Origin of the sequence: Pseudoalteromonas sp. (assembly GCF_041629635.1) — a bacterium.
GTDB lineage: Bacteria > Pseudomonadota > Gammaproteobacteria > Enterobacterales > Alteromonadaceae > Pseudoalteromonas.
Window position 1 is genome coordinate 17,357 of record NZ_JBFKMX010000003.1, and the last position, 17,963, is coordinate 35,319.

The following is a 17,963-nucleotide window of genomic DNA, read 5'->3' on the forward strand; positions in this document are numbered from 1 at the left end:
TTTCCTACTCATCTTATAGATTCTTATTTTTTAATGCCTTCAATATGAAGGTCAAAGTCAATTTGACCAAAATCCATTTTGTAACCAAAGTCTTTCATTTGAATCGATGTTGTGCCTGCAAAACCTGCGCGGTAACCACCCCATGGATCTTTACCTTCACCAATTTTTTCAGCGTCGATAGTGATCTCTTTTTCAATGCCTTGCAGTGATAAAATACCCTTGATGGAAAGTTTACCGTTGCCTAAATCAGCCACTTTTGTACTGTTGAAGGTTGCGGTTGAAAATTTCTTAACATCTAGAAAATCACTGTCACGTAAGTGCTTGTCACGCTCAGCATGGTTTGAATCAACACTAGTTGTATCAATGTTTACTGAAATTTTACTCGCTTCAGGTTGTTTTTCATCGTAATTGAATTCACCAGAAAAGGTATTAAATCGACCTGTTAGCCAGCTATAACCTAAGTGTTTAACTTTAAAATTAATCGAAGCATGGGCGCCTTTTGTATCAATCACATAATCTGCGGCCATTACCGGCATTGCAAAACTGCTAAACGCAAGTGCTGATGCTAATAGTGTTTTCTTCATCGTCATTTTCCTTATAAATTTACTTAATCATTCGGCGCAAGGTGGCATCTTTATCGATAAAGTGATGCTTTAGCGCCGCTAAAATATGTATTACTACTATTGCCATTAAACTGTAAGCTGCATATTTATGAATGCTGCCAGCAATATCTTCTTGATTCGCAATCAGCTCACCAAGGCTCACTACTTCAAACCAAGTGAATACTTCAATTGCACGTCCATCTGCGGTTGAAATGAGATAACCGCTAAAAAGAATAACCATCAAGATGCTATACAGTGCTAGATGACCTAATTTTGTAACTAACTGGGTTAACTTTGCATGTGTTGTTAACGCTTTTGGTGATGGTGTTATAAATTTCCACAGTAATCTGGTGAGCGTAAATCCAAGTAAAAGAATACCAATACTCTTATGCCAATAAGGTGCAGTGCGGTACCATTCGCTGTAGTAGTTTAAATCGACCATCCAGAAACCTACGGCAAAGAGTGCTAGAATTACGATGGCACTAAGCCAATGAAATACTTTGCTAACTGTACCGAATTTAGTTTCATTATCGAGAACCATAATCATTTCCTTAATTAGATAGACACACTTTAATTGAGCTTCATTTGAATGTGAATAGATCAAAAGTGAATTCATTATTCACTTTTGACTATTAATAAGCAGTATTAGAAAGAGGTTCTTTAAGAAAACAAAGAAGGGTAGAGTGCAATAACTGCTTGTTTGCGAAAACAGTGATTATGGTGGTCGTTTACCATGCCACAAGCCTGCATATGCGCATAAACTGTAGTTGGTCCTAAAAATTTAAAACCTCTTTTCTTTAGGTCTTTGGCAAAGGCTTCGGATTCTTTGGTGGTGGCTTGATAATCATCTTTGCTGTTGATGTCGTTGATTATTGGTTTGTTATTTACAAATTGCCACTGGTAGTTGGCAAAACTGCCAAACTCCTGTTGAATCGCTAAAAACTGTTGTGCATTATTTACCGCAGCGTTAATTTTAAGTCGATTGCGAATAATCCCACTGTCTTCCATTAGCTCAAGTTTCTTACTTTCATCAAATTTTGCGACTTGGTTTGGGTCGAAATTGGCAAAAGCTTTTCGATAATTATCGCGTTTTTTTAAAATGGTATACCAACTTAATCCTGCTTGAGCGGATTCAAGCGTTAAAAACTCAAACAGTAAGTGGTCATCAAATAATGGCACGCCCCACTCTTTATCATGGTAGGCAATATAATCCGCTTTTGTGGTATCAAGCCACTCACATCGTTTGCACATATAAATCCCTTAGACAAATAATTGACGTCTATTTTGAACTCTAAGTTGTTGTATTTTATTAAAATAAAAATTGGCACACTTCGTGTATAACTACTCATTAGTTAGAGTAATTAATTGGTGTACCATTATGGCGTTAGCACAAATCATACCCCAACAATTTCACGAGGTATATAACCCATGTTTGATGCAGGAAAAGTACGTGGGCGAACTTAGTGAACTGAGAAAACAAGCAAGTTGGTTGAGTCATTTAGTTGATACCATGCCTGCCGGTGTGATTGTGCTTGATGGTAAAGGAATGGTAGCGAAAGCAAACCAAATCGCTATTGATTTGCTTGGAGAGCCGCTTGAGGGTGAACGTTGGTTTACGATTATTCAGCGCTCGTTTGCACCTAACGGTAGTGATGGTCATGAAGTGACATTACGCGATGGTCGTTTAGTGAAGCTTGATATCTCGCCACTGACACCTGAGCCGGGTCAGTTGATCTTAATGACAGATTTAACCCAAACAAGACAGTTACAATCGCGTATTGCACATATGCAACGCCTGAGTGCATTAGGCAAAATGGTAGCCTCGCTTGCACACCAAGTACGCACGCCACTTTCTGCTGCAATGTTGTATGCCGCTAATTTATCGTCTGATAAATTAAACCCGACAGCGCGCACCAATTTTCATGAAAAGCTGATGTCGCGTTTACAAGATTTAGAAAGCCAAGTTAATGACATGCTGCTATTTGCTAAAAGTGGTGAGCAGCAAGTGCTAGCACCCGTATCAATGCAGGCATTACTAACAGATGTTACTAATGCATCTGAAGCTATGATAATGCGCCAACAATGTGAACTTGATTTGAAGTTACCAGAGCCAGATATTGAGATAATTGCCAATAAAGTGGCGCTTAGCAGCGCTATCAGTAACTTGGTTCATAATGCAGTGCAGGCATCTGGGCAGGGTGGAAAAATTATTTTAAGCGCAACGCGTTCAGAGCGATTTGCAGATCATGTCAAAATTTCGGTGCAAGATAATGGGCCAGGCCTCAGTGAAGCTGCTGCTCAGCAAATTTTTGAACCGTTTTTTACTACCAAATCACATGGTACAGGATTGGGTCTTGCAGTTGTGCAATCAGTTGCAAACAGCCATCAAGGGTTTGTTAAAGCAGGCAATGGTGAACTCGGTGGTGCCGAATTTAATTTATACCTTCCTATTATTGGCAAAAAAGCGTGTTAGGAGACATTATGAGCGATGCAAAAGTATTAGTTGTAGAAGATGATTCTGGTTTACGCGAAGCTTTAGTTGATACCTTAGCATTGGCAGATATTAGCTGCATTGAAGCCGATAGTGCCGAACAAGCCATTATTAAATTAAAACAAGGTGGCATTTCGCTGGTGGTGAGTGACGTGCAAATGGGGGCTATGTCGGGCATCGATTTACTTAAAAGCATCAAGCTAAATTACCCTGATTTACCAGTATTAATGATGACTGCATATGCCACTATTGACGACGCGGTTGAAGCGATGCGTCTTGGTGCTATTGACTATATGGCGAAGCCATTTGCTCCCGAAGTACTGCTAAATATGGTAAGCCGTTATCTGCCAGAAAAAGAATCAATTAAAGATGGTCCTATTGTAGAAGACCCAGCCAGTAAAGCTCTAATGGCACTTGCTGAGAAAGTGGCTAAGTCAGATGCATCTGTGATGGTGCTTGGCCCTAGTGGTTCGGGTAAAGAAGTGATGGCCCGTTATATCCACGATAATTCATTACGCTCAGAAGAAAATTTTGTTGCTATTAACTGCGCTGCAATTCCTGAAAACATGCTTGAAGCGACGTTATTTGGTTATGAGAAAGGTGCATTTACAGGTGCAATTCAAGCCTGCCCAGGTAAGTTTGAACAGGCGCAAGGTGGCACCATTTTGCTTGATGAAATCACTGAGATGGATTTAAGTCTACAGGCAAAACTGCTACGCGTACTGCAAGAGCGTGAAGTAGAGCGATTAGGCTCGCGTAAAACCATTAAACTTGATGTACGCGTTCTTGCAACATCAAACCGTGACTTGCGCGATGCGGTTGCTGAAGGTGTGTTCCGTGAAGATTTATATTACCGTTTAAATGTGTTTCCACTTGAATGGTTGCCGTTATCAGAGCGCCCTGGGGATATTATCCCGTTAGCAGAACATTTAATTCAGCGTCATAATAATGACATGCCAGTGCAATTTGATGAGGCTGCAAAAGCAAAATTATTAAGTCATAGCTGGCCGGGTAATGTACGTGAACTTGAAAACGTGGTGCAACGCGCGCTGATTTTACAAAGCGACAAAAGCATTCATGCGGATGATATTTTCTTAGGCTCAGTTGCTAGTTTACAATCGACCAGTATCTCTTCAAATGTTGTAGGGCATGGGGTCGTTAAACCCGATGTGGCAACGGTGCAAAGTTCAGAATCATATCAGACTGAGCAATTTAGCGATGAGTCGTTTGGTTACAAACAAGAACTCAAAGATAAAGAAAACTCCATTATTCTCGACATGCTTAAAGCCTGTAATGGCAAACGTAAAGATGTCGCGGATAAACTTGGCATAAGCCCTCGCACATTACGCTATAAATTAGCAAAAATGCGTGAAATGGGGATTGAGCTGCCTGCGTGATTACCTCCATATCATTGTAAAGCTCTCATTGTGAGAGCTTTCTTGTTGTATGTTTATTCAACTGAGTCAAAATAATGTCATTGTAAGTTGTTGAAATTAAACTGCTTATTGTTGGCATTAAGTTTGCATTAATCGTTTTAAGTTTATTTATCACGGTTTGTCAGTATGAATATTTCAGCAAACAATCTTTATCAAGAAATGCAGTCACTTGCAGTTGAAGCAAGTAACTTCTCAAAACCGAAACAACCTATCGAATCGATTCAGGGCAGTTCTCAAGTTGAGTTTAATAACTTACTAAAAGATGCCTTAGATACCGTTAACGGTTTACAAGCGGACTCGAAAGCAAAAGCTACGGCCCTTGAAATGGGGGATCGTAATGTATCTCTTGCAGAAGTGATGATTGCATCACAAAAATCATCAGTAGCTTTTGAAGCAACGGTTCAAGTGCGTAATAAGCTTGTAGAAGCTTATAAAGACATTATGAACATGCCTGTTTAAGCGATAGTGGAGTAGGGTTGTGGCTAATTCATCAACAGATTTAACAACACTGGATGCCAATGACTTAAGTGTCACTGACATGGACAGTGACAATCAAGAGCAAAAATCAGGTTTCCTTGGCAGCTTAAATGGTGTTGATGTAGCACGCCAAGTGACGTTAATCATCGCATTAACCATTTGTGTGGCAATTGCGGTGTTTATCATGATTTGGGCTAAAGAGCCTGATATGCGCCCACTAGGTAAAATGCCTATGGATGAACTTATCCAAACCCTCGAATTTCTTGATGCTCAAAAAGTTGAATACAAACTTGATGGCAACGTAGTTATGGTGCCTGTAGAAGCCTATCAAAATATTAAACTATTAATGGCTAAAGAAGGGTTAGAGCAAACCCCTTCATCTGGCACCGAAATTTTGATGCAAGATATGGGCTTTGGCGTAAGCCAACGTTTAGAACGCGAACGTTTAAAGCATTCTCGTGAACAACAACTTGCTCGTACCATTGAAGAATTAAGCAAAGTAGCACGGGCAAAAGTGCTTCTTGCTATCCCAAAAGAAAATGTATTTGCGCGCCGTGAAAAAAAGCCGAGCGCAACGGTAGTACTAACAGTGAGACGTGGCCGTACACTGGATGGCGAAGAAGTCGATTCAGTCGTGGATATGGTTGCATCTGCAGTACAAGGGCTTGAACCAAGCCGAGTTACTGTTACTGACCAAAATGGCCGCTTACTAAATTCAGGTTCGCAAAATTCACTTACAGCTCGCTCACGTAAAGAATATGAAATTGAGCGTAAACGTGAACAAGAATATTTAGAGAAAATCGACTCAATTATGATACCCGTGGTGGGCCTTGGTAATTACACCGCACAAGTAGATTTAGTGATGGACTTTAGTTCTATCGAAGAAACACAAAAACGTTTCAACCCAGATTTACCTGCAGTGCGCAGTGAAATGACCCGCGAAGATATTAATATTGGCGGCCTAGCAGTGGGCATTCCGGGGGCGCTTACCAACCAACCTCCGGTTAACTCTCAAATACCAGAGCAAGCGAATGATGAATCTTCACAAAGCACCATGCCGAGCCGTAACAGTAAAGAAGCAACGCGCAACTACGAACTCGATACTACTATTTCACACAAGCGCCAACAAACCGGTGTGATCCGCCGAATTAGTGTGTCGGTTGCAGTTAATTATAAAAATGGTGTGGCAGAGGGTGGTGAAGCAACGCGTGACCCACGTACACAACAAGAATTGGCGAATATTCGTCGTTTATTACAGGGCGGCATAGGTTTTGATATGCAACGTGGTGACGCATTGGAAGTGGTGACCATTCCATTTGTGCAAGAAGATTTAGGCGAAGTAATTGAATTACCAGTATGGGAACAACCTTGGTTCTTTAAGGCATTACGCTTAGCATTGGGTGCACTGGTAATTATCGTACTTATTCTTGCTGTCGTTCGTCCAATGTTACGCAAACTAATTAATCCAGAAGATACGACAGAGGATTATGATGACGCGAGCCTATCTGCAGGTGTAGACTTAGGTGATGAGGCTATCGATATGCTGAGTCAAGAATTTGACGAGTCTGCTGTAGGATTTAGCCCAGATGGTACCTTACAGTTGCCAGATTTGCATGGTGATGAAGATTTATTAAAAGCAGTAAGAGCACTTGTGGCAAATGAGCCAGAACTTTCTTCTCAAGTAGTTAAAGCGTGGTTAACCGAAGATGACTGATCAAGATAATCAAATAGCTGAAGTTAAAAGTGGTTTTGACGTAGATAAACTCGATGGTGTAGAAAAAGCATCGATTCTTCTACTCAGCTTATCTGAGGAAGATGCAGCACAGATATTAAAACATTTAGAACCTAAACAAGTGCAAAAAGTAGGTATGGCAATGGCGGCCTTAGACGACTTAAGTCAAGCCAAAATTGCTGCAGTGCATAAATTGTTTATCGACCAAATTCAAAGCTTTAGTACTATTGGTTTCCAATCGGAAGATTTTATTAAGAAAGCGTTGACTGCCGCATTAGGCGAAGAGAAAGCAGCAAACCTAATTGACCAAATTATCATGGGATCAGGGGCAAAAGGTCTCGATTCTTTAAAATGGATGGACTCAAAGCAAGTTGCTAATATTATCCGCAATGAGCACCCGCAAATCCAAACGATTGTACTTGCGTATTTAGAGCCTGAGCAATCGGCAGAAATTATTAATCAGTTTCCTGAAAAAGTTCGCCTCGATTTAACTATGCGTATTGCCAACCTTGAAGAAGTGCAGCCAGCAGCATTGCAAGAATTAAATGAAATCATGGAAAAACAATTCGCAGGTCAAGCGGGTGCACAAGCTGCGAAAATGGGTGGCTTGAAAGCTGCGGCAGACATTATGAATTACCTCGATACCAATGTTGAAGGTCAGTTAATGGATGCCATTCGTGAGCATGATGAAGAAATGTCACAACAAATCCAAGATCTTATGTTTGTATTTGATAATTTGATTGATGTGGATGACCGTGGTATTCAAGCGATTTTGCGTGAAGTTCAACAAGATGTGCTGATGAAGGCCATCAAAGGTGCAGATGAAGGTCTTAAAGATAAAATACTTAAAAATATGTCGAAACGCGCCGCTGAAATGATGATTGATGATCTTGAAGCAATGGGGCCGGTGCGTATCAGTGAAGTAGAAGCTGCACAGAAAGAAATTTTGAGCATTGCTCGCCGTTTAGCTGATTCGGGTGAAATCATGCTCGGTGGCGGCGGTGGTGAGGAGTTCCTCTAATTTATGAAATTGGGAAAATACCGCTCAGGGCATAAAATCGAAAATGCAGAGGCTATTGATACCTTGTTGGAGAGTTGGCCTATCCCTGATGTTAAAGACGAAAGACGTAATTTGACAGGTCGATCAACGGCAATGGGCATGTCGCTAGAGCAGCTTTATCAAAAACAGCATAAGCAAGAACCTGTTGAGCCTGAAGAAGAATTTACCCCATTAAGCATTCAAGAAATTGAACAAATTCGCGAAGAAGCATACCAAGAAGGACATGCCGAAGGAAAAGAAGCTGGATTTCAGCAAGGATTTGAACAAGGTAAACTTGAAGGCGCACAAAAAGGCTACGAAGAAGGGCTAGAGCAAGGCAAACAAGAAGGTCTAGAGAGTGCGAAGCCAGAGATAGCCGAAAAAATTGCACAATTGACCAAGTTACTTGATGAATTGGCAACGCCGTTTGAACAAGTGAGTAAAGAAGTAGAAAAGCAAGTTGTTATGTTGGCTACTGAACTTGCAAAAGCCGTTGTACACGGCGAAATTACTGTTAATGAAAAAGCCATATTTAATGCAATGAAAGTTGCAACTGATGCCCTCAAAAATCAACATTACACCCTTGAAATATTATTGAACCCTGATGATTTTGAATTGGTAGAGCAGGCTATTCCTGCTGAACAGCTAGTAGACAGAAATTGGAAACTGGTTGTTGAACCTAGTATTAGTAAGGGCGGTTTACATATTAATTCTGATAATTCCTCCATTGATTATTCTGTTGAACTGCGCTTAAAAGAAATACTGGAAAGCTTTTTGCAAGAAGCTGGTATCGATAGTCAAAATCACGACAGTTAATTATGAGCCAAGGGCTTGCTGAGCGTCTCGCCAGTTATCAATCTAAAATTAAAACGCACCGTCCAGCGGTTGCTGGCAGTTTAAAGCGTGTTGTGGGGTTAACATTAGAAGCCGAAGGTTTAAAAGCGCCTGTTGGCAGTAGTTGTCAAATTGAAACACAGCACGGATTAGTTGAGGCTGAAGTTGTTGGTTTCAGTGGAGACACGCTTTATTTAATGCCCAATGATGCAATTTCTGGAGTGCTCCCCGGAGCAAGAGTGATCCCCCAACAATCTGATGCTGGCTTGCCCGTTGGTATGAGTTTATTAGGACGGGTTGTCGATGGTTTGGGCCGTCCATTAGATGGACTAGGGCCAATTCAAGCGGAAGCTAAACTCAAATTTGCTGCTAAATCAATTAATCCTCTTGCCAGACGCCCTATAAAACAACCTATGGATGTAGGGGTTCGTGCAATTAATTCGGTGCTTACCGTTGGTCAAGGTCAACGTATGGGCTTGTTTGCCGGAAGTGGTGTTGGTAAATCTGTATTGCTTGGCATGATGACTCGCGGCGCTAATGCAGATGTGATTGTTGTTGGCTTAGTCGGTGAACGTGGTCGCGAAGTAAAAGAATTTATCGAAGAAATTTTAGGCCATGAAGGGCGTGCACGTTCGGTGGTGGTTGCAGCTCCTGCTGATGCATCCCCTTTAATGCGTCTAAAAGGCTGCGAAACAGCAGTTACCATTGCTGAATATTTTCGTGACCAAGGGTTAAATGTTTTATTGTTATTGGATTCGGTAACACGTTACGCAATGGCGCAACGTGAAATTGCACTTGCCGTGGGTGAGCCACCTGCGACAAAAGGCTATCCACCTTCTGTTTTTGCTAAATTACCTGCGCTGGTAGAGCGAGCTGGTAATGGTGGAGAGGGCCAAGGCAGTATTACCGCTTTTTTTACTGTTTTATCGGAAGGGGATGATATGCAAGACCCCATTGCTGATGCAGCCCGAGCTATTTTAGACGGGCATATTGTCTTGTCGCGAGAGCTCGCTGATGCAGGGCATTACCCTGCCATTGATATAGAGAAATCGATTAGTCGCGTAATGCCACAAGTAATTAGTGAAACCCATTTACAGCAGGCTAGGGTATTAAAGCAAATCTATTCGCTTTATCAGCAAAATAAAGATCTTATTACGTTGGGAGCATACCAAAAAGGCAGTGATCCAATGCTCGATAGAACCATTGAAATGATGCCAGGCATAAATCATTTTTTACAACAAGGTATGACAGAAGTGATCCCGTATGATGAAGGGTTGATTAGCTTAGCCCGTATTTTAGGGCAGGCATAATGGCACGCGACCAACTAGCATTACTGATTAAACTGGAATCCGACAAAGAAGAATCATTGCGTATGGATTTTATCGGGGCACAGCAACACCTCGCTAATTTACAGCGTCAGTTAAGCGGGATAGAAACTTTTCGCTCAGATTACCTCGCACAACTACAAAGCCGTGCTAAACAAGGCGTAGGTGGCAGTTATTACAATCAATTTCAACAGTTTATCGGCAAGCTTGATGATGCATTAAAGCAGCAGCTAGCAGCAATTAATACGGCAAATAAAGTCCTCAAACAACGCGAAGACTTATGGTTAGCGCAAAAAGCCAAGTTAGAAGCTATCGAAAAATTAAAACAAAAAAAGCAGCTTAAGCAGCAGCAAATACTAGCAAAAGCTGAACAAAAACAACTTGATGAATTTGCCACGAACATTTTTGTAAGAAATAGGAAAAGACTGGCTTAGTTTTTGCTTTATTTATATACCAGCGAAAAAGCGGCAAACTTTTACAAGATAGGAAGCGTATTATGGCAACTATTAATTCACAGTTAAGCGTTACAAACCTTGATTTAGGATTAACGTCCTCTACTTCCGAAGCTGATAATAAGAACAGTTTTTTAGCCGTATTAGCCTCTGTTCAGAGTGAAGCTGAAACAAATCAGCGAGAAATAGAGCAGGAAAAAGCCAATTCAATAGAATTAGATGATACATCTGAATCTGATAATGTTGCACTGGTTCATCAGCAAAGTGGGGTTGATGCTAGTATTTTGGATGATGTTAGTGATAAAAAGAATGAGAATCAGAGTGATATTCAAGATAATGATGTAGCGCAAAAAGTGCTGTTTACAGAACAGCAAGTTGCCGAAACATCTGAAGAATCTTTTGTACCAGATATCGCACAATCCCAAGACTTTCAGCACTTTGTAAGTATCTCTGATGAGCAAAAAGTAGCACAAACAGCAAAGACAGAAGTTACTAACATTGTAAAAGTAGATTCACTAAATTTTAAAGAGCTTAATGATAAAGTAAGTACCCACAATAATGAGCCGGGTAGAGCAATTTCCCCTTACAGTACAAAGCCTGTAGTTGAAGAAGCACCATCATTTCTAGAACAACTTACTAAGTTACAATCTCTGAATGTTGAATTAATGAAAGCGACAAATGACAAAAACGGTGCCATTAAAACATTTGGTTCAACGCCTTCAGAAACAGACGCTAATGCAGAAAATGATAGCGGTTTTAAATTTAGCCAAAATATCATTAAGTTAGAAAAAGAGTTAGAAAAGCTAGATAGGGATGGTTTAACTGCACTAAAACAAATTCTCTCACAGATTAAGGGTGATGGTGATGGTGTTGAAAAGCTGGGATTAACAAAACTCGATTTACATCAAATTAATGAAAAAATAAACCTTGCACTTGAAGATATTGAAACACAGACGGCAAAGCAAACATCATCATTTAAATCGTTATTAATGCCGTCTTCTCAAGAAAGTTCTGAGAGGTTAATCTTAAAGACTAATGGTGGTGATACTTTAAAAATAAGCGAGAATACAAGTAGCGCTCTCTCACAGTTAATCGATGATGGCAATATTGTGATTCCAGCGAATAAGGTTGCTACCATTTCGCGTCCAGATATGCAGATGCTTCATCAAGTGTCGCAAGTAGAGAGCGTGGTATCACAAACCATTACTGACGAAACAAATCAAGCCCAAGAAGAATTACAAAAAACGACTGATACACTAAATCAGCAGCTAAGTTCCACATCCCAAAGTGCAGCGATGAATCAAGAAGTGATGCAAAAACAACACATGCGAAATGACTTAAATAAGGTCGTTAAACACACTATTGTCGAGGGGGAGAATATTCAGCCTGACTATGAGTTCAACTTAGCTAATGAAGAACATGAGCAACCACTTAGCTTTAGTAAATTACTTAACTCTTTAAAAAATAATGCTAATACACCTGTGCTATCACAGCTAGTAGCTCAAATTCAATCTAGCCAGTTTCAACAAGCTGAATTAAGAGATGTTAATCAACAACATATTGCGTTGCAAACAGCGCAAGTAATGCAAAATACAAAACAAACCCATGCCAGTGCAGAGCAAGCATTACAACAACCAGTTAATATCGCCCAGAGTGATGCGGCAAAAGCATTGTTTAATAAGGCAAATATGCTGTTAAACCTGAATTTGAAAGAAGCAGAAATTAGGCTTGATCCGCCTGAGCTGGGTTCAATGCAAATTCGTATTCGCTCGGATGCAGAGCAAGCTCAAATTAATTTCGTTGTGCAGAGTCAGCAGGCAAAAGAGATGTTAGAGCATTCTATGGGACGGTTAAGAGAAATGCTTGCAGAGCAAGGTATCAATTTAGGTGAAAGTAATGTGTCAGAACAAGGTCAGAGCGAGCAGCAAACAGCGGAACACTCAGGGTCTTCGCAAGCGAATGAGGGTAATGTTGAAAGCAATGGTGATGTATCTGAACAAATTGTCAGCAAACAGAAGAATGGAATTGATTTTTACGCATAACACTAATTGCTATTAAACAGAAATAAACGCACTATTATATAAAATAATAAATTGCAGCAATGGAAACGTCACAATGGCAGAACAAAAAGATCTTGAAATAGAAGAAGGTGGAGAGAAAAAAGGCAATAAGATGATGATTATCATCATAGCTGTTGTAGTGTTACTCGCTGGTGGCGGTGGTGCCTTTTTCTTTTTAGGTGGTGATGATAGTGCTCCTACGGAAACGCTTTCTGAAGAGACAACCTCTGAAGAGGGAGTGGAAGGAAAAGCCAAATCAAGCGCAGCAGAAATGGGAAGCGCCTTGTATGTGGGCATGCCAAGACCATTTGTGTTTAATGTGCCAGGAACTTCAAAGGATCGTCTTGTGCAAATTAAGGTACAGTTACTTGTGCGTGGCGATGTCAACGAGGAAGCGGCAAAACGCCATATTCCACTAATTGAAAATACGCTTCTTCGCGTTTTTTCAGCAAGTAACGCAGACGATTTAGGTACAACCGCAGGCAAAGAAGCTTTGCGCTATAACGCACTGACTGAAGTACAAAATGCATTAGTTGATATTGAAGGCAGTAAAGTTGTTGAACGTGTTCTGTTTACTGGCTTTGTAATGCAATAATTAGGAGTTTAGGTGAGCGATTTATTATCTCAAGATGAAATCGACGCGCTCTTACACGGCGTAGATGACGTTGACGAAGAAGAGATAGACGAAGGCGGCGATAGCGATGCCTCCGCATTACAATACGATTTCTCATCGCAGGACCGTATTGTACGTGGTCGTATGCCTACGCTTGAAATCGTGAATGAACGATTTGCTCGCCATATGCGAATTTCACTGTTTAACATGATGCGCCGCACGGCCGAAGTGTCGATTAATGGCGTACAAATGATTAAGTTCGGTGAATATATCCACACCTTATTTGTCCCAACTAGTTTGAATATGGTGCGCTTCAGACCCTTAAAAGGCACTGGCCTTATCACTATGGAAGCGCGCTTAGTATTCATTTTGGTAGATAACTTTTTTGGTGGTGATGGTCGTTATCACGCAAAAATTGAAGGCCGGGAATTTACCCCCACTGAACGTCGAATTGTACAAATGCTGCTGAAGATAATCTTTGAAGATTACAAAGAAGCATGGGCTCCCGTGATGGATGTATCTTTTGAATACCTTGATTCAGAAGTAAACCCTGCAATGGCGAATATTGTAAGCCCTACGGAAGTGGTTGTTATTAGTTCATTCCATATTGAGCTTGACGGTGGTGGTGGAGATTTTCATATTGCCCTGCCATATTCAATGTTAGAGCCAATTCGTGAATTGCTTGATGCCGGTGTGCAGTCGGACACGGAAGATACCGACTTACGTTGGTCGAAGGCATTGCGTGATGAAATCATGGATGTAGAAGTTGATTTAAGTACCCGTATGCTTGAAGTGGATTTAAGCTTACAGCAAATAATGGAGCTGAAAGAAGGCGATATTATTCCAGTTGAAATGCCTGAACATATTACCGTATTTATTGAAGACTTACCAACATACCGTGCAAAAATGGGTCGTTCACGTGATAATGTAGCAATACAAATTAGTGAAAAAATTAAACGCCCAGAGTCTGTTAAATCAGAATTACATGTATTTACTAAAGGCGGTAAGAAACTCGATTCAGATGCTGAACTAGAGCAATTGGAAGAAGATTTACATTTATCAGACGGTGTAGACCTCGACTGGTAATAGAGAGAAGAGAAATTTAGTATGAGCGATGATCAAGATACAATGGATGAATGGGCAGCTGCCCTAGCTGAAGCAGAAGGTGACGATGGTGAGGCTGAAGTTGCTGAACTTGAAGAGTTATCAGAAGCTCCCAAAGCGGATTTAACTACTGAAGAAAAGCGTAAGCTGGACACAATTTTGGATATTCCAGTGACAATTTCGATGGAAGTTGGCCGCTCGAAAATTAGCATTCGTAACTTATTACAACTAAACCAAGGTTCAGTAGTTGAACTTGACCGAGTTGCTGGTGAGCCACTAGATGTATTGGTAAATGGGACGCTGATTGCACATGGTGAGGTAGTGGTCGTTAACGATAAATTTGGTATTCGTTTAACAGATGTCATTAGTCAAATCGAACGCATCAAGAAGCTGCGATGAGAAAGCGTTTAGCATGTTTATTTCTACCACTCAATGTTTTGGCTGCCGAGCCAGCGGGTTTTCAACAGCTGGCTTCAATGTTATTGTCATTATTTTTGGTGGTGGTGTGCATTGTTGTTCTGGGGCTATTAGTAAAACGTTTTACACCACAAATAACTCAAAGCGACGATTTTAAAGTTATTCGAACCATTAATTTGGGTAGTAAAGAGCGATTACTAGTTGTTGAGATGGATGAGAAGCATCATGTGTTAGGTGTGACATCTGGCTCAATAAACTACTTATACCAATTAGAAACACCTTTGGCTGAGCAGCAAATGCCAGAGTTTGCCAAGCAGTTGGCACATTTTATGAATCCCAAAAATAAGAAATAATATGTATCGAATGTGTCTAAAGTTATTCGTTGTTGGACTGTTTTTTATGCTTCCTGACATCGTTTTTGCCAATGATGGCTTACAAGCATTGACTGTAAAAACCAACGCAGATGGTGCGCAAGAATACTCAGTCACATTACAAGTCTTGATAATGATGACAGCACTGAGTTTTATTCCAGCAGCTGTTATTATGATGACATCTTTTACCCGTATCATTGTGGTACTAGCCATTTTGCGCCAAGCAATTGGTTTACAACAAACACCTTCAAGTCAATTGTTGGTTGGTATGGCACTATTTATGAGTATTTTTATTATGGCGCCCATATATAAGCAAATTGACGATCGTGCCATACAACCTTATTTGAAAGAAGAGCTGACCTCTATTCAGGCACTTGACCAAGCAAAAGACCCTTTAAAAGCTTTCATGTTGTCGCAAACCCGTATTTCTGATCTAGAGACCTTTGCCAAAATAGCTGGATACGAAAAGCTGGATTCACCTGAAGATACCCCATTTATTGTAGTTATCCCGGCGTTTATTACCAGCGAATTACAAACCGCATTTATTATTGGTTTTATGTTCTTTATTCCTTTCCTGATTGTTGACTTAGTGGTTGCCAGTGTCTTAATGGCAATGGGTATGATGATGCTCTCACCAATGATCGTCTCGCTACCGTTTAAGATTATGTTATTCGTTTTAGTTGATGGTTGGTCTTTAGTGATGGGGACATTAGCGCGTAGCTATGGGTTAGGAACTTAGAGATGCTAAACCACACCAACAGGCTAGGAGGCTAAATGCAACCGGAAATATTTGTTGAGGTGCTAAGTGAAGCGCTTTTTCTTGTAATTAAACTTGTTGCGGCGATTATTGTTCCTAGCTTAGTTGTTGGTCTAATTGTGGCGATTTTTCAAGCTGCAACATCAATAAACGAACAGACGTTAAGCTTTCTACCACGCTTGGTGATTACTTTACTCGCCCTGATATATGGTGCTCACTGGATTACCCAAAATCTCACTGATTATTTCCATCAAATGGTGGAGATTATTCCTCAAATTGCCGGCTAGATTAGGCGATTTATGGAAATATTATTTAGCCAACTTGTTCAATACTTATCAGATTTTTTGCTACCGTTAGCACGCATTTCTGCCATGTTTATGGTTATGGTTGGTATCGGTGTAAAAACCGTTCCTACTCGCGTCAAACTCGGACTTTCAGTTCTTGTTACATTGCTGGTGATGCCTATTTTACCTGCTAGCCAATTTACAGAATTATTTAGTTTCCAAATGATTCTCGTGGTTTTACAACAGATTCTGATTGGTGCAGCAATGGGACTTGCTTCTGTGATGATGCTTAATACATTTATCTTAGCAGGCCAAATTTTAGCAATGCAAACAGGCTTAGGTTTTGCCTCGATTGTTGATCCTGCTAATGGTCAAAATGTGCCTGCGGTAGGTCAATTTTATTTGATTTTAGCGACCTTATTATTTTGGGTATATGATGGTCATTTGATGATGATACAAATGTTAGTTCACAGTTTCACAGCGCTGCCTATAGATGGTAGCTGGTGGCCTGTGGCTAATTTTCAAAAAATAGCGTTATGGGGAAGTTGGATGTTTGCAACTGCGCTCGTATTATCATTAGCGCCTTTAACTGCCATGTTAGTGATAAACTTTTCGTTCGGTGTGATGACTCGTGCAGCACCGCAGTTAAACATATTTACCATCGGTTTTCCTTTTACATTACTTGCAGGACTAGTAATAATTTGGGCTACTATGACTAATTTTATTGCGCAATTTGAATTTCAATGGCTAAAGATGATTGAACTCATGTGCAATCTCGTAGGCTGTCAAGTTTAGAGAGTAGTTATGGCTGACGGATCGGATCAAGAACGCACCGAAGAACCCACTGCCAAAAAGTTAGCTGACGCAGCTAAAAAAGGGCAGGTGGCTCGTTCAAAAGAAACGGGTACCACATTTGTATTGATTGCAGCAGCTGTAAGCTTTTTACTGTTTGGCAAAGACATTGCGGTAGGCCTTTATAATGTGATGGGGCGATTATTGTCACTTAACCGTAATGAAGTGTATGACACCACAAAAATGTTTTCAGTTTGGTCTGAAATTGCCAGTGAGCTTTGGTATGGTATGACGATGTTTGTTGTATGCTTGTTGGTTGCCGGTGTCATAGGTAATACCTTTTTGGGAGGCTTTAATTTTAGTTGGGAAGCGGCTGCACCAAAAGCGAGTAAGATGTCTCCGCTAAAAGGATTAAAACGGATGTTTGGTAAACAAGCAGCCATTGAACTTGTAAAAGCGTTACTAAAATTTGGCTTGATAGCCACTGTCGCCGTTTATTTAATCAAAGGTTACTTCCCCGAAATTTTAACGTTAAGTCTAGAAGCTGTACCTGGTAATATCGAACACGCTCTGTGGATCCTTGCTTGGATGTTTTTTGCTCTTGCAATGACTTTGATTGTTATAGCTGCGATAGATGCTCCTTTTCAAAAGTGGAATCATAACGAGCAGTTAAAAATGACTTTACAGGAAGTGAAAGATGAATTTAAAAACAGTGAAGGTGACCCGCAAATTAAGGCACGTATTCGCCGCACCCAGCGCGAGATGTCACAGCGTAGAATGATGCAGGATGTGCCTGATGCGGACGTGGTTGTTACTAACCCGACCCATTATGCAGTTGCTCTTAAATATGACACCGAAAAAGCAGGCGCACCTATAGTGGTTGCCATTGGTGGCGATGAACTCGCATTGCAAATTCGTAAAATTGCAGACCGTTATGAAGTGCCAATAGTTGAATCCCCTCTGCTTGCACGCTCGCTTTATCATACAGGCGAAATTGGGCAGCAAATACCTGAGCAATTATTTGTTGCAGTGGCACAAGTACTTGCTTATGTATATCAATTAAAACAATTTAATAAGGGTCGTGGTAAACGCCCAGAAAAATTAGCCAAAAACTTACCCATACCTGATGATTTCAAATATTAATCAATGAGTTAAATTGATTAATTAGTTGGAACAT

General features: G+C 40.6%; 20 protein-coding genes. 17 read left to right on the forward strand and 3 right to left on the reverse strand.

All coding sequences use genetic code 11. From position 1 onward, the window contains the following. Nucleotides 1-23: 23 nt before the first annotated feature. From ABYD77_RS00760 to ABYD77_RS00770, 3 genes are all read right to left on the reverse strand, one after another. Nucleotides 24-584: a YceI family protein gene (locus ABYD77_RS00760; RefSeq protein WP_372766026.1), complete on the reverse strand. Its 561-nt coding sequence runs from the start codon at nucleotides 582-584 to the stop codon at nucleotides 24-26. Between the two features lie 19 nt (nucleotides 585-603). Next, nucleotides 604-1,143: a cytochrome b gene (locus tag ABYD77_RS00765; RefSeq protein ID WP_372766028.1), complete on the reverse strand. Its 540-nt coding sequence runs from the start codon at nucleotides 1,141-1,143 to the stop codon at nucleotides 604-606. 119 nt (nucleotides 1,144-1,262) lie between these two features. Beyond that, the gene (locus tag ABYD77_RS00770) at nucleotides 1,263-1,853 is read right to left on the reverse strand and encodes a DNA-3-methyladenine glycosylase I (RefSeq protein ID WP_372766030.1); all 591 of its coding nucleotides are present in this window, start codon (nucleotides 1,851-1,853) and stop codon (nucleotides 1,263-1,265) included. A 127-nt stretch (nucleotides 1,854-1,980) separates the two neighbouring features. Between ABYD77_RS00770 and ABYD77_RS00775 the strand changes: the two genes are divergently transcribed. From ABYD77_RS00775 to flhB, 17 genes are all read left to right on the forward strand, one after another. Beyond that, a complete protein-coding gene (locus tag ABYD77_RS00775) occupies nucleotides 1,981-3,075 on the forward strand; it encodes a PAS domain-containing sensor histidine kinase (protein ID WP_372766032.1) in 1,095 nt (364 codons plus the stop codon). Between the two features lie 8 nt (nucleotides 3,076-3,083). Continuing rightward, nucleotides 3,084-4,490 (forward strand): sigma-54-dependent transcriptional regulator, encoded by a 1,407-nt coding sequence (locus ABYD77_RS00780; protein WP_372766034.1) that lies wholly within the window; start codon nucleotides 3,084-3,086, stop codon nucleotides 4,488-4,490. Between the two features lie 165 nt (nucleotides 4,491-4,655). After that, nucleotides 4,656-4,988: a flagellar hook-basal body complex protein FliE gene (gene fliE, locus ABYD77_RS00785; protein WP_372766036.1), complete on the forward strand. Its 333-nt coding sequence runs from the start codon at nucleotides 4,656-4,658 to the stop codon at nucleotides 4,986-4,988. A gap of 79 nt (nucleotides 4,989-5,067) precedes the next feature. Beyond that, complete coding sequence (gene fliF, locus ABYD77_RS00790; RefSeq protein WP_372766118.1) at nucleotides 5,068-6,720, forward strand: flagellar basal-body MS-ring/collar protein FliF; 1,653 nt, start codon at nucleotides 5,068-5,070, stop codon at nucleotides 6,718-6,720. Next, a complete protein-coding gene (fliG, locus tag ABYD77_RS00795; protein WP_372766038.1) occupies nucleotides 6,713-7,759 on the forward strand; it encodes a flagellar motor switch protein FliG in 1,047 nt (348 codons plus the stop codon). Before fliF ends, fliG begins: the two co-directional genes overlap by 8 nt. A 3-nt stretch (nucleotides 7,760-7,762) precedes the next feature. Further along, a complete protein-coding gene (gene fliH / locus ABYD77_RS00800) occupies nucleotides 7,763-8,593 on the forward strand; it encodes a flagellar assembly protein FliH (RefSeq protein ID WP_372766040.1) in 831 nt (276 codons plus the stop codon). 2 nt (nucleotides 8,594-8,595) lie between these two features. After that, nucleotides 8,596-9,921: a flagellar protein export ATPase FliI gene (gene fliI, locus ABYD77_RS00805; protein ID WP_372766042.1), complete on the forward strand. Its 1,326-nt coding sequence runs from the start codon at nucleotides 8,596-8,598 to the stop codon at nucleotides 9,919-9,921. Continuing rightward, a complete protein-coding gene (gene fliJ / locus ABYD77_RS00810; protein WP_372766044.1) occupies nucleotides 9,921-10,370 on the forward strand; it encodes a flagellar export protein FliJ in 450 nt (149 codons plus the stop codon). Before fliI ends, fliJ begins: the two co-directional genes overlap by 1 nt. A 62-nt stretch (nucleotides 10,371-10,432) precedes the next feature. Continuing rightward, entirely contained in the window at nucleotides 10,433-12,430 is a 1,998-nt protein-coding gene (locus tag ABYD77_RS00815) for a flagellar hook-length control protein FliK (protein ID WP_372766046.1), read from the forward strand. 73 nt (nucleotides 12,431-12,503) lie between these two features. Then, nucleotides 12,504-13,043, forward strand: coding sequence for a flagellar basal body-associated protein FliL (fliL, locus tag ABYD77_RS00820; protein WP_372766048.1), 540 nt, complete (start codon nucleotides 12,504-12,506; stop codon nucleotides 13,041-13,043). Nucleotides 13,044-13,055: 12 nt separating this feature from the next. After that, nucleotides 13,056-14,147 carry a flagellar motor switch protein FliM gene (fliM, locus tag ABYD77_RS00825; protein ID WP_372766050.1) on the forward strand — a complete coding sequence of 364 codons (1,092 nt, stop codon included), beginning with the start codon at nucleotides 13,056-13,058 and terminating at the stop codon, nucleotides 14,145-14,147. Nucleotides 14,148-14,168: 21 nt separating this feature from the next. Continuing rightward, nucleotides 14,169-14,564 carry a flagellar motor switch protein FliN gene (fliN, locus tag ABYD77_RS00830; protein WP_372766052.1) on the forward strand — a complete coding sequence of 132 codons (396 nt, stop codon included), beginning with the start codon at nucleotides 14,169-14,171 and terminating at the stop codon, nucleotides 14,562-14,564. After that, entirely contained in the window at nucleotides 14,561-14,935 is a 375-nt protein-coding gene (gene fliO, locus ABYD77_RS00835; protein ID WP_372766054.1) for a flagellar biosynthetic protein FliO, read from the forward strand. Before fliN ends, fliO begins: the two co-directional genes overlap by 4 nt. A 46-nt stretch (nucleotides 14,936-14,981) precedes the next feature. After that, on the forward strand, nucleotides 14,982-15,692 hold the full coding sequence (fliP, locus tag ABYD77_RS00840) for a flagellar type III secretion system pore protein FliP (RefSeq protein WP_372766056.1): 711 nt from the start codon (nucleotides 14,982-14,984) through the stop codon (nucleotides 15,690-15,692). Nucleotides 15,693-15,727: 35 nt separating this feature from the next. Continuing rightward, complete coding sequence (gene fliQ, locus ABYD77_RS00845) at nucleotides 15,728-15,997, forward strand: flagellar biosynthesis protein FliQ (RefSeq protein WP_372766058.1); 270 nt, start codon at nucleotides 15,728-15,730, stop codon at nucleotides 15,995-15,997. Between the two features lie 12 nt (nucleotides 15,998-16,009). Beyond that, a complete protein-coding gene (fliR, locus tag ABYD77_RS00850; RefSeq protein WP_372766060.1) occupies nucleotides 16,010-16,789 on the forward strand; it encodes a flagellar biosynthetic protein FliR in 780 nt (259 codons plus the stop codon). A 9-nt stretch (nucleotides 16,790-16,798) separates the two neighbouring features. Further along, nucleotides 16,799-17,929 (forward strand): flagellar biosynthesis protein FlhB, encoded by a 1,131-nt coding sequence (gene flhB / locus ABYD77_RS00855; protein ID WP_372766062.1) that lies wholly within the window; start codon nucleotides 16,799-16,801, stop codon nucleotides 17,927-17,929. Nucleotides 17,930-17,963 lie beyond the last annotated feature (34 nt).

What these genes read in the sequence shown, in the direction of transcription:
- ABYD77_RS00760 (WP_372766026.1), bottom strand. Translation starts at nt 584, where the DNA reads ATGAAGAAAACACTATTAGCATCAGCACTTGCGTTTAGCAGTTTTGCA.
- ABYD77_RS00765 (WP_372766028.1), bottom strand. Translation starts at nt 1,143, where the DNA reads ATGGTTCTCGATAATGAAACTAAATTCGGTACAGTTAGCAAAGTATTT.
- ABYD77_RS00770 (WP_372766030.1), bottom strand. Translation starts at nt 1,853, where the DNA reads ATGTGCAAACGATGTGAGTGGCTTGATACCACAAAAGCGGATTATATT.
- ABYD77_RS00775 (WP_372766032.1), top strand. Translation starts at nt 1,981, where the DNA reads ATGGCGTTAGCACAAATCATACCCCAACAATTTCACGAGGTATATAAC.
- ABYD77_RS00780 (WP_372766034.1), top strand. Translation starts at nt 3,084, where the DNA reads ATGAGCGATGCAAAAGTATTAGTTGTAGAAGATGATTCTGGTTTACGC.
- fliE (WP_372766036.1), top strand. Translation starts at nt 4,656, where the DNA reads ATGAATATTTCAGCAAACAATCTTTATCAAGAAATGCAGTCACTTGCA.
- fliF (WP_372766118.1), top strand. Translation starts at nt 5,068, where the DNA reads ATGGACAGTGACAATCAAGAGCAAAAATCAGGTTTCCTTGGCAGCTTA.
- fliG (WP_372766038.1), top strand. Translation starts at nt 6,713, where the DNA reads ATGACTGATCAAGATAATCAAATAGCTGAAGTTAAAAGTGGTTTTGAC.
- fliH (WP_372766040.1), top strand. Translation starts at nt 7,763, where the DNA reads ATGAAATTGGGAAAATACCGCTCAGGGCATAAAATCGAAAATGCAGAG.
- fliI (WP_372766042.1), top strand. Translation starts at nt 8,596, where the DNA reads ATGAGCCAAGGGCTTGCTGAGCGTCTCGCCAGTTATCAATCTAAAATT.
- fliJ (WP_372766044.1), top strand. Translation starts at nt 9,921, where the DNA reads ATGGCACGCGACCAACTAGCATTACTGATTAAACTGGAATCCGACAAA.
- ABYD77_RS00815 (WP_372766046.1), top strand. Translation starts at nt 10,433, where the DNA reads ATGGCAACTATTAATTCACAGTTAAGCGTTACAAACCTTGATTTAGGA.
- fliL (WP_372766048.1), top strand. Translation starts at nt 12,504, where the DNA reads ATGGCAGAACAAAAAGATCTTGAAATAGAAGAAGGTGGAGAGAAAAAA.
- fliN (WP_372766052.1), top strand. Translation starts at nt 14,169, where the DNA reads ATGAGCGATGATCAAGATACAATGGATGAATGGGCAGCTGCCCTAGCT.
- fliO (WP_372766054.1), top strand. Translation starts at nt 14,561, where the DNA reads ATGAGAAAGCGTTTAGCATGTTTATTTCTACCACTCAATGTTTTGGCT.
- fliP (WP_372766056.1), top strand. Translation starts at nt 14,982, where the DNA reads ATGCTTCCTGACATCGTTTTTGCCAATGATGGCTTACAAGCATTGACT.
- fliQ (WP_372766058.1), top strand. Translation starts at nt 15,728, where the DNA reads ATGCAACCGGAAATATTTGTTGAGGTGCTAAGTGAAGCGCTTTTTCTT.
- fliR (WP_372766060.1), top strand. Translation starts at nt 16,010, where the DNA reads ATGGAAATATTATTTAGCCAACTTGTTCAATACTTATCAGATTTTTTG.
- flhB (WP_372766062.1), top strand. Translation starts at nt 16,799, where the DNA reads ATGGCTGACGGATCGGATCAAGAACGCACCGAAGAACCCACTGCCAAA.